Source organism: Nocardia sp. NPDC102475 (genome assembly GCF_055584605.1).
The window spans coordinates 1-16662 of sequence record NZ_JBVJLS010000051.1; the positions used below are offsets into that span (position 1 = coordinate 1).

At 67.4% G+C, this 16662-nt stretch carries 14 protein-coding genes; 3 read left to right on the top strand and 11 right to left on the bottom strand.

Annotation, left to right across the window (positions count from 1 at the left end; genetic code table 11):
• Positions 1-214: 214 nt before the first annotated feature.
• The 3 genes from ACZ60G_RS43450 to ACZ60G_RS43460 form a co-directional block, all read right to left on the bottom strand.
• Positions 215-3877, bottom strand: a complete 3663-nt coding sequence (locus tag ACZ60G_RS43450; protein ID WP_465818181.1) for an nSTAND1 domain-containing NTPase — start codon at positions 3875-3877, stop codon at positions 215-217.
• Between the two features lie 25 nt (positions 3878-3902).
• Positions 3903-4277, bottom strand: coding sequence for an RIP homotypic interaction motif-containing protein (locus tag ACZ60G_RS43455; protein ID WP_465818183.1), 375 nt, complete (start codon positions 4275-4277; stop codon positions 3903-3905).
• Between the two features lie 450 nt (positions 4278-4727).
• Positions 4728-5204 (bottom strand): MarR family winged helix-turn-helix transcriptional regulator, encoded by a 477-nt coding sequence (locus ACZ60G_RS43460; protein ID WP_465818185.1) that lies wholly within the window; start codon positions 5202-5204, stop codon positions 4728-4730.
• A 41-nt stretch (positions 5205-5245) separates the two neighbouring features.
• Between ACZ60G_RS43460 and ACZ60G_RS43465 the strand changes: the two genes are divergently transcribed.
• Positions 5246-6157 carry an alpha/beta hydrolase gene (locus ACZ60G_RS43465; protein WP_465818187.1) on the top strand — a complete coding sequence of 304 codons (912 nt, stop codon included), beginning with the start codon at positions 5246-5248 and terminating at the stop codon, positions 6155-6157.
• 252 nt (positions 6158-6409) lie between these two features.
• Here the strand turns inward: ACZ60G_RS43465 and ACZ60G_RS43470 are convergent, their stop codons facing one another.
• The 8 genes from ACZ60G_RS43470 to ACZ60G_RS43505 are packed head-to-tail and all read right to left on the bottom strand — an operon-like array spanning position 6410 to position 14105.
• Positions 6410-7360, bottom strand: coding sequence for an ABC transporter substrate-binding protein (locus tag ACZ60G_RS43470; RefSeq protein WP_465818189.1), 951 nt, complete (start codon positions 7358-7360; stop codon positions 6410-6412).
• Positions 7361-7393: 33 nt separating this feature from the next.
• Entirely contained in the window at positions 7394-8101 is a 708-nt protein-coding gene (locus tag ACZ60G_RS43475) for a class II aldolase/adducin family protein (protein ID WP_465818191.1), read from the bottom strand.
• A 12-nt stretch (positions 8102-8113) separates the two neighbouring features.
• Positions 8114-9277 carry an LLM class flavin-dependent oxidoreductase gene (locus ACZ60G_RS43480; RefSeq protein WP_465818193.1) on the bottom strand — a complete coding sequence of 388 codons (1164 nt, stop codon included), beginning with the start codon at positions 9275-9277 and terminating at the stop codon, positions 8114-8116.
• Positions 9274-10416 carry an LLM class flavin-dependent oxidoreductase gene (locus ACZ60G_RS43485; protein WP_465818195.1) on the bottom strand — a complete coding sequence of 381 codons (1143 nt, stop codon included), beginning with the start codon at positions 10414-10416 and terminating at the stop codon, positions 9274-9276. The genes ACZ60G_RS43480 and ACZ60G_RS43485 overlap by 4 nt, the downstream gene beginning before the upstream one ends.
• The gene (locus tag ACZ60G_RS43490) at positions 10413-11462 is read right to left on the bottom strand and encodes an ABC transporter substrate-binding protein (RefSeq protein ID WP_465818197.1); all 1050 of its coding nucleotides are present in this window, start codon (positions 11460-11462) and stop codon (positions 10413-10415) included. The genes ACZ60G_RS43485 and ACZ60G_RS43490 overlap by 4 nt, the downstream gene beginning before the upstream one ends.
• Positions 11463-12218 (bottom strand): ATP-binding cassette domain-containing protein, encoded by a 756-nt coding sequence (locus ACZ60G_RS43495; RefSeq protein WP_465818199.1) that lies wholly within the window; start codon positions 12216-12218, stop codon positions 11463-11465.
• On the bottom strand, positions 12215-13060 hold the full coding sequence (locus ACZ60G_RS43500) for an ABC transporter permease (RefSeq protein ID WP_465818201.1): 846 nt from the start codon (positions 13058-13060) through the stop codon (positions 12215-12217). The genes ACZ60G_RS43495 and ACZ60G_RS43500 overlap by 4 nt, the downstream gene beginning before the upstream one ends.
• A gap of 1 nt (position 13061) precedes the next feature.
• Positions 13062-14105, bottom strand: coding sequence for an NrtA/SsuA/CpmA family ABC transporter substrate-binding protein (locus tag ACZ60G_RS43505; protein WP_465818203.1), 1044 nt, complete (start codon positions 14103-14105; stop codon positions 13062-13064).
• 284 nt (positions 14106-14389) lie between these two features.
• Here ACZ60G_RS43505 and ACZ60G_RS43510 point away from each other — a divergent pair, with 284 nt between their 5' ends.
• A complete protein-coding gene (locus ACZ60G_RS43510; RefSeq protein WP_465818204.1) occupies positions 14390-15148 on the top strand; it encodes an IclR family transcriptional regulator in 759 nt (252 codons plus the stop codon).
• 255 nt (positions 15149-15403) lie between these two features.
• On the top strand, positions 15404-16354 hold the full coding sequence (locus ACZ60G_RS43515; RefSeq protein ID WP_465818206.1) for a TIGR03564 family F420-dependent LLM class oxidoreductase: 951 nt from the start codon (positions 15404-15406) through the stop codon (positions 16352-16354).
• Positions 16355-16662 lie beyond the last annotated feature (308 nt).

A 16662-nucleotide genomic window follows, 5' to 3' on the forward strand; every position in this document is an offset into this window, starting at 1 on the left:
GTCACGCTGGCGGCGACGCCGCCAGCACCAAGCCCGGTTATCGCACTACCGTCGCCGCGGCCACCCACTCACCTGAGTGCAGTTGCAGTATTAAGGGCGGATAGGGGCCGACCTGATCGGCGCAGGGCAGCGATTCGCTCGTCGTTCTTTCAGCGCCGCGGAATGTCCGCAACTGCCGATTTGCGGATGCGCGCGTGCAACGTAGCCGTTCCGCCTACGGGCACAGCGGCCGATAGGCGGTGTCGGCAGGGATATAGCGCGTCCAGCTGTCGCGGTCGAATGTGCCTGCGGCCCAGGCGCACAGGGACGCTTCGACATCGATGACCGCGCCGATATCCCAGAGCTTGCCGTTCAGATCTCCGGCCGCGAGTGTTCTGCCATCCGGACTCAACGACAGGGGTGCCTGGAAGGAATCGTGGAATGTGACGGGATCACCGATTGGTCGCCGGGTACCGATATCCCACAGGCGCACAATGTGTTTCGCGTCAGCGGTGACGAGCATTGTGTCGTCTGAAGTGAATAGCGCCTCCTGGAGGGAGGTGCCGAGATCGAAGAAGAACTCGCCGATGGGTTTACGGGCTGCGACATCCCACAGACGTACCGCCCCCGTTCCGGTGACGGCCGCGATTCTGGTGCCGTCCGAGTTGAAGATGATCCGCAGGATCCCGCCGACATCGGGTTCGCCCATGGGTTCTCCGAGGAGCTTGCGACTGGCGACATCCCATAGCCGGATCTCGCCGTTCCCGAGGGCGGCGAGTTTCTTCCCGTCGGGACTGAACACTGGGCCGTCCATCTGGACGGCGAGCGCCTTGCCGATCGGCCGCCGGCTCTTGATATCCCACAGTTGCAAACCGCCGATGTAGTCGACGCTCACGAGGGTTTTGCCGTCCGGACTGAACACAACCCGCTGAGTAGTGGTTCGGCTCGTCAGGACGCCGATCGGGTTTCCCGCGGCGTCCCACAGCAGGATTCTCGTCCCGCCATCCGTAGTGGCGAGCATGGTTCCCTCTGGGCTGAAGGCCACCGTCAGGATGGGATTACCCGCCGGGTCCACGAGCGGAGCGCCGAGTGGGCGGCGATGGACGACATCCCACAGCTGCACGGCGCCGCGGGCATCGATGGCGGCGGCGCTCGTGGCGGCCGGGTTGAACACTACCGACCGCACCGGAGTGCTCGAATCGATGAGAGAGCCGCCGAGTGGGCGGCGCCCGCGGGTATCCCACAGCCACACCTTGCCGTCGCGGCCGGCGGAGGCGAGAGTGTTCCCGTCCGGATGGAAGACCACCAGGTCCACAGGGCCGGTGGGGTCGGTGAGTGGAGCGCTGAGGATTTGGTGGGCCGGGATGTCCCACAGCCGGATCGAGGCGTCGTTGCCTGTGCTGGCCAGGGTCGTGCCATCTGGGCTGAACGCCAGCGACCGCACCTCACCGGTGTGGCCGATGAAGGGGTCGCCGAGCGGACGACCGGCCGCGACCTCCCACAGCCGGACCGTGGCGTCATCGCCGCCAGTGGCCAGGGTCCTGCCATCCGGGCTGAACGCCAGCGACCGCACCTTACCGGTGTGGCCCGCGAGTGGCGCGCCCACGAGCTGTCGGCTCGCGACGTCCCACAGTCGCACCGTGGTGTCGGCGCTTCCGGTCGCGAGCAGCCGCCCGTCCGGGCTGAACGCCACCGCGTAGGTCTTAAGGCCTATGACGTCGGGCAGCGCGCCGATCAATGTGCGACTGGCGACATCCCACAACTTCACTGTCGTGTCATTGCTTGTGAGGACGGTCTTTCCGTCCGGGCTGAACATCAGGGCCGTCACCGGACCGTTGTGCGCAAAAATGGTATCGCTGACGGGCTTTCGGCTTTCCACGTCCCAGAACTGCAGCTCCGAGAGGTCATCGGTGGTGGCCAGCGTCTTTCCGTCCGGGCTGAACGCGGCAAGGTAGAGCGCGCGCTTGTTGACGTCATCGAGCGGAGCGCCGCGGAGGCGGCGACCTGCGACGTCCCACAGGCGTACCTCGCCGCCCTCGTCCGAGGTGACCATGGTCGTCCCGGTCGGGTCGAACCCGATCGACAACACCCGACCCCCATGCCCTGGCAGAGCGCCGGTCCTCGGGTTGCGGGCGGCGGTGAGCATGGCGTAGCGGGAGTCGGTGCCCGGGTCGATGCGCCACGCGGCGAGCGCGGTGAGCCGAGAGCCGAAAGGGTCTGTCGTGCTGAGACGTTCGCTCTGGCTGATCAACTGGCGCGCCACCGCGATGTCGCGCTCCCGCGCCGACGCATTGGATGCCCGGAAGGCGGTGACGGTGGCGATACTCAATCCGACGACCAGCACCAGCAGCAGCGCGGTGAACGCTCCGCGCGTGCGGCTGCGGCGCCGCTGCGCTCGGATGCTCGCGGTGAGGAATTCGGTCATCTGGCCGTCCAATGCGGGATATCGCGACGGGTCGGCCGCAATCCGCTCCCTGGTGGCGATGGCGGTTTCCAGGATGCTTCCGGTGTAGAGATAGGCCGAGTCGCCTGAGCGGTGCCATTCCGCCGCGGCGGCGCGCAGCCGGGAGCAGACGGCGCGGACCTCGTGGGTACCGGCCAGCCATTCGACCAGTAGCGGCCAGGTGGTGAGCAGGATCTCGTGGCTGATCTCGACGGTGGTGTTGCCCACGAGCAGCAGGCGTTCGGCGACGAACGCTTCCAGTACGGCGTCGATGTGGTCGATCTCGTCCTCGGTGCGAGCGAGGGTGCCGCGTTCGACGCGGTCGGCGGTGTCGGTGCCGTCGGCGCCGGTGACGGTCAACCGGGTGAAGATTCGTTGTGCCAGCTCTTTCTGGCGCGGGGTGAGGGTGTCGAAGGTTCGTTGCGCGCTGTCGGCTACGGCGCTTTCGATACCGCCGGTGCGTTCGTAGTCCGCGAGGGTCAGTTCCGTTCCGGCTCGGTTGCGCCAGGCTCGATCCAGCGCGTCGGAGAGCAGCGGCAGCACTCCGGCGCCGGAGAGGTCGTGCCGGGGTTGCATCTCGCGCAGCAGTTGCTCGGTGAGTTCGTCATCGACCCGGGAGCCAGCTGCCTTGGCGGGCTCGGTGATCGCCAGGCGCAGTTGACGTTCGGTCATCGCGGTCACCAGGTAGCGGTCTTGAACCGCGCGGGTCAGCTGTTCGAAGTCGGCGCAGCGAGCTTCGAAATCGGCCCTCACGACCAGCACCACCAGCGCCGCGGGGCCGTGTGTGCCGGGGCCGGACGTCGCTGCGGCATGCAGAGCTTCGACGAAGGCTTGTCGCTGAGCGTGGTCGCGGCACTGGGTGAAGAGTTGCTCGAACTGGTCGACGACGAGCAGCAGTCCGCGATCGGACGACGATCCGTCCGACCCGGCGACGGCCTGGGCGGCGACGAGAGCGAACCCGGTGGGGTCGGCCCGCAACTCTCGGCGCACTGTCGCTGCGTCCAGACCCAATCGTGCTGCGCACCAAGCGAGTTCGTCGAGCGGCTGATGGCCGGGCTGGAGCACCACGCACGGACGGTGGTGCACCTCTGGCGCGCCCGGCAGGCCGCCGCCTCGGATGCGGGGGAGGACTCCCGCGTGTAGCAGCGAGGACTTGCCCGCGCCCGAAACACCTGACACCAGCAGTATTTCCCGCTCGTCCAGGCAGCGTGTGAGCCGGTGTAGCACGTCGTCCACCATGCTGTCGCGGCCGAAGAAGAAGGGCGCGTCGTGTTCGGTGAACCAGCGCAGGCCGCGATACGGGGATTCGACCCGCCCGGAGAAGGTGATCAGTGGCGGCGGCGCGACCCCTGTGGATTCCGCCGCCAGGTAGTTGTTGATGTACTGGATGTTGTGGCTACCGATTTGCAGGCCCTGGACTACGCGGGCATCGATGCTGTTCGGCTCGTCCTCCACACCGGCCCCCGGGGTGCCTCGCGAATCAACCGAAGGTGTTGCTCTGGACGTTGTGATCGCCGATCTGCACGCCCTGCGCGTCGGTCACCGTGATCCGAACTCGGGCCTGTTCGATCCGATCCGAGGGTAAGCGCGTGAGCAATTCGGCTGCGGTCGTGCGCAACTCCTCGTCATCGGCCGCCTGCGCTCGCGACAGCGTTGCTCGCATCTCCGCGACGTTGCCACCGGGCGCCGCGTCATTGGCTTCGAGCGCCGTCCGGGTTTCTGGATCGCCCGCCACCTGGGTAAGGCGGCGGCGTAGCGCGGCGTAGCCGTCACGGACAGCGGCCGAAGCGGCATCGGAACCGCCTGCGGCCGCACCGGCGACCAAAGCCGTCAGGATGATCGACAACGGATCCATGCCTACCCCTTCCGGATCGCGTGCCCCTAGGCTACAAGGATCCGGATACGGCGGGCTGCTGAATTCGTAACTTGCTGTGCTCCAATGGTCCGGAGTCATGAAAGCAATGCTTGTCCAGCCGTGCCGGTGAGTGGGTCGTGCATATGACCATCCTGGTCTGCCTGATGCTTCATGCTTCTGCCGAGCGACCACAGTAGAAGGTTGGGTAGGTGGCCGGCCGGGATGTCGGCGAAGGCTTTGCGGATAGTACCCATCGAACATCCTGTATTGCCGCGTTGCGCGCTGAGAGAACCGGCCAAACCGCGGCCAGCCGAACGCACTGATCTGCCGAATTGAGTGCATCGATTGCGGACGTCACGCTGGTCGCGGCACTGCCGCTGGCTGCGGCCTGCCCGCTCGCGCGCCCCGGAAGGAACCGGCTGTCGAGTTACAGGCCCGTGACTATGCCGATCAGCCTGCGGGCAGGCCGATTTGGTTACGCTCGAGCACGCCACGCAGCTGCGAAAGGGATTGCGCGACAGCCGATAAGGAAGACCCGGTGAGGGTGGTGCCGAGCAACTGGATCAGCCGCTCGGAGAAGGTTTCCTCCGCTGCCTCGACCACACGCACACCGTCATCGGTCAGGGCCAGAAGCGACGACCGGCGATCCGACGGATTCGGTTGCCGCACAACCCATCCCTGTTTCTCCAAGCGGTCGACACCTTTGCTGATCGCCCCGACGCCCGCGGCGAACTCGCTCGCGAGGTCGGCCACCCGGGCGCCAGGGTGATCACGCAGGAAGCGCAGGGATTCGAACTGCGAGGTGACGATCCCGTGCCGCTCGCGCAGGCGATCGTTGAGCGCGTTGTACAACCGCGTCTCACACCGGACGAGATCGGCGAACAAGCCCGGCAGGTCGACGGTATCGCCACCTGATTTATATTCCACAGCATATATTGTAGAGGAAGATACTTCTCAGGAAGGCATATATGAGCAGGGAACAACGCGCGAAGATCGATGCGCTGCTGCGGCAGCCGCGGCCTACCGGGCTCGGATCGGTCGCGGAGATCCGCGCGGCATTCCGAGCGCTGATGGCCCAGATGAGCGTGCCGACCGGGACACGCACCCGAACCATGACACTCGGCGACCGGCCCGCCGTGCTCGTCGAACCGGTGAACACTGCGCGAGCCGGGACGATCCTCTATTTCCACGGTGGCGGCTTCGTCTACGGTTCACCCGACACGGCCATGTCGCTGACCGCAAACCTGGTGACCCGAACCAGATTCCGCGCCTTCTCGCTGGACTATCGGCTGGCGCCTGAACACCCGTTCCCGGCCGCGATCGACGACGCGCTGGGTGCCTACCGAGCGTTGCTCGACAGCGGTGAACAGCCCTCGGCCATCGCGTTCGCGGGCGACTCCGCCGGCGGCGGTCTGACCGTCACCACCTGCCTCGCAGCCCGCGACGCGAGCTTGCCCCTGCCCGCCGCGATCGTGGCGTTCTCACCCGGTCTCGATATGACCCGCACGGGCCAAAGCATGGATACCAAAGCGGGGATTGACCCGTTGTTCACCCGCGAGAGCCTGGAACACACCGGTGCCATGTACCTCGCGGGTCAGGACCCGCACCAACCCCTACTCAGCCCGGCAACCCTCGCCGACCTCAGCGGCTTTCCCCCGATGCTGCTGCAGGCAGGCACCAACGAAATGATCCTGGATGATTCCACCCGCCTGGCCGCCCGCGCGCGAGCGGCCAACGTGGACGTCATCCTGGACATCACCGCAGACGTACCTCACGTGTTCCAGTCCTTCACAGGCGTCCTCGACGAAGCAGACGAGGCCCTGGACCGCGCAGCGCTGTTCCTCGGCCAGCGCATCCGCGGCCGAGCCATCGAGAACTAGCCTGGGAACTGGCACACCTTTTTCAAAAACGCGATATCTTTATCCTGCTCGGCGACTTGCTTTCGCAACCGCAGCAACTCGGCTCGCTCCGCCGCGTCCAGAGGTTTGTCCCCGTGAGCCTCGGCGGCGGCGATCCTGCGCCGCTCGTCTTTTCGCGCAGGCTGGTGAGGATCGCGCTGGCCTCGGCCATGTCCTGCCCGTGGTCGCGCCGATGCTGTCCGGCCGCTCACTCGAGCGGCCGGACAGCGTTTGTCAGTTGGCGGTCGCCGGTTCGCGGCTCGCGACGACGAACTCGCCGGTCGAGGCGTCGACCGCTTCGCGCACGCGAATCGTCTGGGGCAGCAGCCCGTTCGCGGCGAGCAAGTCCGCAGCGTGCTGCTGTTCGTCGAGAAATTCCTCGGTCACCGGTCCGATGCCGAACGGCCGCCCGCGCAGCGCCGCCTCCCATGCATCCAGATCGGCGCTGCCACCCCGGGCGACGATGTCGTCGACGAAGTACTGGGCGGCCGCCCGCGGGTTCTGCACGATCCACGCATCGGATTCCTGCAGCGCGGCAATGATCGCCCGGAGGGCCTCGCGATTGTTCTCGGCGAAGTCGCGGCGGGTGAACCACAGCGAAGGATGGCTGAACAGCGACTCGGTGTCGATCAACGTCCGCAGTTCGGTTACGACCTCCACGGCAGTCAACCCCGGGTAGGCGCCGACCCAGGCATCGAGGTCGCCGGCCAGCAGCGCGGCACCACCGTCATGCACGTCGGTGTCGACCGGTTCGATGTCGGCCCAGCCCAATCCGGCCTTCTCCAGCGCGAACAGCAGCAGGGTGGTCTGCCAGGAGCCGTGGGCGATGCCGACGCGCTTACCCTTCAAATCGGCGACCGATTCGATGCCGCTGTCAGCCTTTGTGACCAGGCGCCCGTTCTCTATACGCGGACCGGAGATGCCGACGTAAACAACGTCGCGGCCATGGGCCAAGGCGGTGACCGGCGGGGTGAAGCCGGTGCCGATGAAGTCGTAGCCGGGATCGGTGAACAAGAAGTCCGAATGCAGCGACGGCAGTGCGGTTTTCACATCCACGCGCTCCGGTTGCGGCAGGCCGCGCAGGTCCACCCATTCCACCTCGGGCAGGGTGCGCTCGAGGATGCCGCGGTGGCGCAGGACGAACAGGGAGTTGTTGTGCGGGAAGTAGCCGACACGAACGGTCATGGAAAGGCTCCTGAGGATGCTCGGAGGTGGTGGTCAGATCAGGCCGCGGCGGCGGGCTTCGTCGGCGAGGCCGGTTCGACCCCACTGGACGGCCAGGTTGGATTTGTCGAAATCGACCGAGCCGCCGAGTGTTTCGGCGATGGCCTGATACTGGGCGCCTTCCTCGAGCAGCACCACCAGCTTGGCCAACTCCAGCAGTCCGGCGCGGCCGATGACGTTGGCGCCGCCGTTTGCTTCGAAGATGGCGATCAGGTCGGGGTCCCGCGTGAGCTGGTCGAGGACGAAATCCCCGGCGCCGATACTGCGGTCGATATGCGGCGGGATCTGCCGCGACAGGGTCAGCCGCTGCACCGCGGCGTAGCGGATGGGGAATACGCGGTGGGTCTGGGCCCAGCCGCCCAGCCACGGGCTGTGCACGTGCACCACGGAGGTGATCTCCGGGTGCGCGCGGAACACATTGGCGTAACCGGTGACGAACCCGGCGGATCCGGTGCCCGAGAGCACGTCTCCGTCGAAACCGGCCACGACCGGCACGACAGTACGGTCGTCGGACCACGGGCCCGGTTCGTTGAAGGCGACGGCAATCTCGGTACCAGGTACGCGTTCGACGAAATTGACGGTGCCATTGCCGGTGACGGTGCCGGTCTCACGCAGCACTCGGAAGGCCTGCTCCGCGTCGCGGGTCACGGCGGAGACGAATGCCTGCACGGTCTCGTCGAGCCGAATCTCGGTAGTGGTCATGGCTTCTCCTAGTCAGGCGTGGGTGAGCACGGGAGTGGTCGGGGTGGTCATACGGGTGCGACCCAGCAGCGGCAGAACTTCCTCACCGATCCGGTAGGCCTCTTCCAGATGCGGGTTACCGGCCAGGATGAAGGCGTCCACACCGAGATCGATCAACTCGTCGAGGCGTTGGGCGACCTGTTCGTAGCTGCCGACCAGACCGAACGCGGGCCCGCCGCGAATCAGGCTGAACCCGCACCAGACGTTGGGCTGCACTTCCAGATCGCGGTAGCCGGTGACGGTTTCGGGCACCCAGCCTTTGATGCGGGCCGCACCGACCGAATCACCTCGAGCGGCGCGATTGGCGGCGTCGCTGTCGACGAAGGCCCAGCCTTTGCGGATCTCGGCCCAGGCCGCTTCCTCGGTGTGACGGGCCACGATGTCGATGCGGACCGCGAATTTCGGGGTGCGCCCGACCGTTTCGGCGTGCGTGCGCACCCCGTCGAACTTGGCGCGCAGATCGGCGTAGGGCTCGAGCCAGGACAGGTAATAGTCGGCGTGACGGCCCGCAGCCTGCACTGCGGCACCCGAAGACCCGGAGAAATAGACCTCCGGGAACGGTTGCCTTGCCAGCCCCGGCGGCAGGGCGGCGGCGTCGGTGCGGAAGAACCGGCCGTCGTGGGTGAAGGGCTGTCCGTCCCACACCCCGCGCAGCACGTCGAGGAATTCGCTGGTGCGCGCGTAGCGGTCGTCGTGAGATACCTTGTCGCCCCACCACAATTGGGCCGGGCCGCCACCTCCGCTGATGATGTTGTAGACCAGCCGCCCGCCGGTGGCGCGTTGCAGGCTGGCCGACATGCGCGCGGCCTGCACCGGATGCAGGAACCCGGGCTGGAAGGCGACCATGAACCGATAGGTGGTGGTCTCGCGGGCCAGCGCCGCGGCGAAGGCCCACGGGTCCTCGGTCACTGGGAACGAGGGCAGCAGACCGCCCAGGAACCCAGCCGATTCACTGGCTTTGGCGACGGCGGCGACATGGTCGATGTAGCTGTAGCCGTCGAGTGCGCCGCCGCGCACGGCCGGGGCGATATTGCCTGGACCGTAGCCGTTGGCGTGGCCGCGGTTATAGCGGCGCGGGGTACGCAAGGAGGCATGGTCGCCTTCCATGCCGATGCGCCAATAGATGTCGATGCTCATGCCGTGGTCTCCTGCAGGGTCCGGCCGGCCGGATCGGCCAGGAACAGCAAGTGCTCACCGGCACGGTGCACTTCCTCGATGTGCGGGTGCCCGGACAACACAATGCTGTCGAAACCGGCGGCCTCGTAGACCTGCAACTGATGGGCGACACGCTCGTAGCTGCCGACCAGGCCAACCGGCTGCAGATAGCCGAGCTCGGCGAACCCGCCCCAGCGGGCACCGTCGAGACTCAGCGACCGCGCGCCGGGACCGTCAGGATGTACTTCGCGCCATTGGCGTTCCGCACGCGCCCACGCCTCGTCCTCGGTTTCACGAGCGATCACCGGCAACTCCAGCCCCGCACGCACACCGCGACCGGTCTCGGCGGTGCGCTCTCGCAGCTGCGCCAGCGCCGCGGCCGGACCGTCGGGACCGTCGCTGGATTCGGTGAACAAGTGCACATCACCGTGGCGGGCCGAAAGATCCAGTGCCGGCTCCGAAGTGCCCGACAGGTACACCGTCGGGAACGGCAACCCGGACAGGATGCCGCGGAAGCCACCGTCGATCACGTCGTAGTGTTCGCCAGCGAAATCGAACCCGGTGCCTTGAAATCCGGCACCGGGCACCGGGTCGGCATTCCACACCCCGCGCGCCACGGTCAGGAACTCTGCTGCCCGCGCGTACCGGTCGTCCCCGCTGACCCGGTCGCCGCGGGTATGCGCATCCTCGGCGTCGGTGTCGACGGCCAGCCGCCAGCCCAGCCGTCCCGCGGACAGCCGTTGCAGGGTGGCCGAGACCTTCGCCGCATACACCGGAGTGCCGAAAGCAGCCTGGAATTCGACGATCACGCGCGCGTGGCGGGTGGCGCGCAACGCACCGCCGGCCACGATCCACGATTCCTCGCCCAGCGGGTCGTACGGCGCGAGCACACCGTCGAGGCCCGCCAGCTCAGCGGCATCGATCACCTGGTGCAGATCGTCGAAAGGCCCGAAGCGCCCGCGGCGTACATCGGTCGGCTCTCGGTCGTCCGGGCGGCGCGTACCGAAGCGCCCGCCCGCCGGTGTCGGAACCGGGTCACCGAATCCACCGCGGTGACGCAACTGCGGGCGAGCCCGGCGACCGTCACCACGGCTGGGCAGCCGCCACAGATATTCGGTCATGCCGCGACCTGCCCGGCGGAGACCAGCGCCCGCGCCCGCGCCAGCGGCTCATGGGCGACCCAGGAGTCGAGATCGAAATCAGCGGCCAGGAAACCGTGGGCATAGAGGAACTGCTTCTGCACCCCGAGCAGCTCCAGGCGTTCGGGATCCAGCGACGGATGCAGACCACGATGGAACTCGGTGCCGTAGGCGGCCGCGACTCCCTCAGGCCCGGACAGGGTTTCGCGTTGCAGCACCTCCCGCACACCGTCCAGATTGTCGGTCGCCCAGTCCGCGGCCCGCAGGCTCTGAGCCAGGAACCCGATCACCGCGTCCGGGTTGGTGTCGAGCAGATCCTGATGCACCGTAATCGGGCGCGGGGTGCCGTTGTTGACGCGCAGGCGTTTGGTGTCGGTGGCATCCAGGTCCACCGCCACCCGCAGCCCATGCTGCGCGGCGACTTCCTGAGCGCGGGCACCCTTGACGTAGATGGCGTCCACCTCACCGCGCAGCAACTCGTCGGCGCCCCAGGTGATGGACCGGGCACGCCGCTGAACCTCGGTGCGCACCTGCGGATCCCGCTCCACACCCAGTTCCACGACCTGCACATCGCCGAGGGTGAGCCCACCCAGGCGCAGCGCGCTGATGAACCCGTGCAGGGCCATCGCTCGCGGGAAGCTGCGCGCCTGATCCTGCGCCCATGCCGGGATGCCGATCCGCAGCCCCGCCAGTTCCGCCGGTGAACTCACCGGCGACTGCGGGCCGACCAGAATGGCCTGCGCTTCGTCGATCCAGGTCAGCCCGATCAGCCGGGTCGGTGAGCCCTGAGCGCGCGCGGCCAGCGCGGGCACGTTGCCGCCTTCGCGCACCAAACCCTCGAGAGTGTGGTCGAAGTGGCGGGCGGCCAGCTCCGGGCCGGCGTCCTGCAGGACCCCGAAGGCCAGGCCGTGGGTACGGGCCGTCTCGCCCAGCCAACCCAGACTGTGGGCCAGCCCGCTCGCGGTCGGCACCGGGCAGCGGGTGTACCAGAGGGTACTGGCCGGATCAGGCTGTGCTGTGGTGGTCATCTATGCTCCTGAGTTCTTCGAGGGCGCGGTGCCGACGCCGAGTTCGGCGAGGAAGGCCGCGCGATAGCGCAGTGCGGCAGGGTCGTTGCCGTCGCGCGGATGGTCCAGGTCGATCTCGGTGTCCACCGCGAAGCGGCCGCGATCGAGAATGAGCACCCGGTCGGCCAGGCGCACCGCCTCGTCCACGTCATGGGTCACCATGAGCACCGCCGGGTGATGGCGGGTCACCAACTCCCCCACCAGGTCCTGCATCTGCAACCGGGTCAGCGCGTCCAGCGCGGCGAACGGCTCGTCCAGCAACAGCAGTTCGGGTTCGCGCACCAGCGCCCGCGCCAGCGCCGCACGCTGGGCTTCACCACCGGACAGGGTCGCAGGCCACTGCCGGGCCTTACCGTCCAGAAACACCTCGGCCAGCGCCCGCAGGCCCCCCTCCCGGGTCTGCTTCGAACGGCGTTGCCCGACCGTCACATTGGCCAGCACCCGCTTGGACGGGATCAGCCGCGGCTCCTGATAGACGGTGGTGCGCACCGCCGGCACCAGCACCTGCCCGGCATCAGGGGTTTCCAGGCCGGTGAGCAGACGCAGCAGGGTGGTCTTGCCGGTGCCGCTGGGACCGAGCAGGACCACGAACTCGCCGCGGCGAATGGTCAGATCGACGCCGTCGAGGATGATCTTGTCACCGAAGGCCTTGCGTAGTCCGGTGATCCGCACGGCGACCGGCGCGGTGGCACGCGGAGACTGTTCGACGGCGGTCATCGGATAGCCACCTGCCGCCGCCAGGGCATCGCATACCGTTCGGCCAACCGCACCACGGCATCGAAGATCAAGCCCAGCACCGCATACAGCACCACGCACAGCACCATGTAGTCGGTGCGGTTGTACTCCTGTGCCAACGTGACCAGATAGCCCACTCCCTCGGTGGTACCGACCTGTTCGGCGGCGATGAGGCCGGTGATGCTGATGGACAAGCACACCCGCAGCGCCATGAGTATCCCCGGCAGCGCCGAGGGCAGGATCACCTCGAGCACCAGCCGCGCCCCGCTCAAACCGAATCCGCGCGCAGCCTCGACCACTTTGCGGTCCACATTGCGCACTCCCAGATAGGTGTACGCGTACATGGGAGCGACGGTGGCCACAGCGATGAGTGCCACCTTGTACAGCTCGTCGATGCCGAACCAGGCGATGAACAAGGGCACCAGCGCCAGGAACGGCACCGCTCGCACGATCTGCATGGTGGAGTCCACCAATTCCTCACCGAGGCTGGACAATCCGGCGATCAGGCCGACCAGCAGCCCGACACCGACGCCCAGCCCGACACCGAACGCGGCGCGGGTGAAGGAGGCCACCGCGAAGTCGAGCAACTGGCCACTGCCCAGCAGTTCAGTGAACGCCGACCAGACCTTGGGCGGTCCGGCCAGCACCTGCGGCGATAGCGCACCGGTGACCGAGCCGATCCACCAGGCGGCGACGATCAACGCGGGCAGCAGCACACGCAGCGGCACCGACAGCCAAGTCGGGCGTGCTTTCTCGACCCGAGTCCGCGGCGGAGCCAGCGCGCCGACGGCTCCCTCGGCGGCGGGGACTGCGAGCACAGCCATGTCAGTGACCCGTCTCGAGGGCGGCCAGCTGCTCGGGAGTGAGTTTGGCCTTCAGGTCGTAGAAGATGTCGGAGGCAGTGATCTTGCGGGTGATCACGCCGTTGTCGGCGAACAGGTTCACCACATCGGCCAGATCGGCGGCGTCGGAATCGGCCGGCAGCCGCGGCACGGTCGCTTCCGCCCCGACCCGCAGGGCGTCGGAAAGGCGCGCACCACTGAGCGCGCGCGGACCGGTCTGCTCGAAGACATTCTCGAACCCGGCGGGATTGTCGTGCTGCTGAGCGGTCAGGCTCTGCAGCACTTCGAGGTACTTGGCCGCGACTTCGGGCCGCTTGTCGAGGATCTCGGTGCGGAACACCACCACCGAGTTGTCCCTGGAGCCAATGCTTTGTTCGGTGGCGATCTCCACGCCGCCGTTGGCCTTGGCCTCCTGATACGGCACCAGGAATGACGCCCACGCATCGACCTTGCCGGTCGCGAACGCCGAGGCTGCGTCCTTCTGCTGCAACGGCACTCGCGTCACCTTGTCGGCCGGGATACCGGCCCGCGCCAGCGCCTTGAGCAGAATGTATTCGCCCTTGCCTGCCGGATTGACCGCAACCCGCTTGCCGACCAGATCCGCAACGGAGTGGACGCCGGAATCCTTGCCTGCGATGATTCCGCTCTGATCCTTGCCCGCCGGGTCCTGCACCGCGACGATGCGCACGGCCACGTCCTTGGACAGCGCACCGACCACCGGGCTGAACGCGGCACCGGAGACGTCGAGTTCCTTGGTGTTGAACAGTTTCAGCATGGAGCTGAATCCCGGTGTGGTGGTGACCCATTCGACCTTCGCGCCCAGCGGCGCGAGCGCTTTGTCGAAGGTGCCGTCGCGCTTGGCCACCGCCAGCGGACCGGAGTTACCGGGGTCGGCCACCTTCAGCACCAGCTCCGCCTGCGGGCCCGCCTCGGTGGCGGTTCCCGAGCCACACGCCGCCACCAGAGCAACGACGGGGGCGAGCGCGAGCGCGAGACGCCAACGGCTTGGCCTGCGCGTGCGGAACATCGTGGAGCACCTCTTCCGAATCAGGGATCGAAGTCGATCAATGAGCAGCGACAGTAGGGGCGCAACCGCTGCGTTGCGAGGTAATGCTTTCCAAGGATCGGAAGGATTGACACGTGCACACTAGAAGCGCTATTGGACACCCGATTTCGGCTGGCGGGACGAACGTTGAGCTGCCGAGCCGCTTTTCGCTCACCGTGAGCAGAACCTCGATCACGCCAGGCTTTCCATATATCGGAAAGGGCTGTCGCCCTGCGGCACCGCCGCACCGTGTTACCGTCCCCGGCGTGGAAGCTTCCGGAGTGCAGACCGTCGCCCGTGCCCTGTCTGTGCTGGACTGCTTCCGCGGCGGCGAAGAGCGCGGCGTGTCCGAGATCGCCCGCCGGCAGGGCCTGGCGGTCAGCACTACCCACCGGTTACTGAGCGCCCTCGTGCAGGCCGGATTCCTCGACAAGGACGAAACCTCGAGCCGCTACCGAATGGGCGGCGCCCTGGCCGAATACGGCCAGATCGCCTACCGCCAGCACCGCATCTATCTCGCCGAGCCCAGCCTCGAACAGCTCGCCGCCACCACCGGCGCCAGCGTCTCGGTCGCCATCCGCCACAGCATCCACGCCGTGCTGCTCGGCACCAGCCGCTGGCGCGACAGCGACGGCCACCGCCTCATGGGCGTTCGACTTCCCCTGCACGCCAGCGCCCTGGGCAAAGCCTTGCTCGCCTGGTCAGACACCTCCGACGACTTCCTGGCCACCCTGCCCTACGACGAAGGCACCACCCGTTCGGTCTCCACCCCCGCCGAACTGCGAGAAGAACTCACCCGCAGCCGATCCCGCGGCTACGCCTACAACGACGAAGAACTCGACCCCGGCTTCCGCACCATCGGCCTGCCCATCCTCACCCCGACCGGCGACGCCCGCTTCGCCCTCGGCCTGCGCGGCCCCACCACCCTCATGATCCCCGAGCGCGTCCCTTTCCTCGTCGAGCTGGCCAAGGTGACCGCCGCCGAGATCGCCGCCCGCTTCACCACTGATCAGACCGGCGAATGACACCCGAACATAGTGCAGTGCAAGGTATCTATGAGGTTCCCGTCAGAGGTTGAACCGATGCCGAGCCGTCAACAACCGCTCCAGCAGGTCCGGACGCGCGCCGCCTGGCGGTCGGACCTGCTGGGGTCTTGCGCACCGTCCCCCCTCCTCAGAGGATCGGTCCACAGACACCCGGATGACGAAAATCCTTGCGATCAAACTGATTTCATCTCGACATTCGGGAACAGGCGCTCACGCACGCGGGTTGCCCCTGGCATGACTCTCGGAATTGCGCTCACTGCCTCGAATTCGGGCAACTATGTCGACCAGATCGTGGCGCAAGCCCGCTCGGTCGCCGAGCTGGGTATCGGGTCGGTGTGGTTCGGACAGCGGATGGACTACGACTCCCCCGCCCTTGCCGCCATCGTGGGCCGGGAAGTGCCGGACCTACAGGTCGGCACCTCGGCCATCCCTGTGGTCGGCCGCCATCCGCTGCTGGTGTCCTCGCAGGCGCAGACCGCCCAAGCCGCGACGCACGGGCGTTATCATCTGGGCCTGGCCGTCGGTTCGACGCTGGCCGCCGGTGCGTTCGGCGCGGCCTTCGATCGGCCCATTACCCGCTTGCGCGAGTTCCTCACCGCGCTGCGGGAATTGCTCGACACGGGCACCGCCGACTTCCACGGCGAACTGCTGACGGTCACACCGCCGCTGCCGACCGCGGTACCCGGGGCAGAACCACGCGTACCAGTGTTGGTGGCCGCGATGGGGCCGCAAGCACTACGCGTCACCGGAGAACTCGCCGACGGCACCCTGCCGTATCTGGCGGGCCCGAAGACCTTGAGCGAGCACATCGTGCCGGTGATCACGCAGACCTCGGAAACCACACCACGCATCGTCGCCTTCGTCCCGGCAGTCGTCACCTCCGATGTCGAGGGCACCCGTGCGACGGCGGTGCAACAGCTGGCGTTCTACGAGCAGGTGCCGTCCTACCGCCGGGTCATCGAACTCGAAGGCGCCTCGCGGGCAGGGGAACTGGCGCTCATCGGCGACGAGCAGACCGTCGCCGCCGGAATCCAGCGCTACTACGACGCAGGCGCCACCGAGGTCGTGCTGACCACCACGGAGCTGGCCGGTCCGGACGATCAGCACCGCACCTGGTCGCTGGCCGGGGCACTCGCGGCCGACCGGGCCGGTTCCTCGGCGGCTGCAGTCCTGCCCGCGCTGTAACAGCGCGCGATCGGCGAGCTCGGCCCCGGGGGACCCGCGCACGGCGTCGCCGACCAACCCGAAGACCCCAAAACCCCGATTGGGGGCGACGTACGGGTATCCCTCCGAGTCGATCATCGCCAAATGTGTGACAGCATCGAGGAACAGCGGACGTTCGACCCCTCCGTCCGTCCGTCAGCCAATGCATTGTCGCGAACGATCTGCCACGCATCCTGAATCCCCTGTAAGTGTTGGTGGTGGCTGGCCTGGGGCCGGCTGGCAGGGTGGTGCTGGTTCTTCAGACCGCGGTGTGACTCGTGAATCTCCTG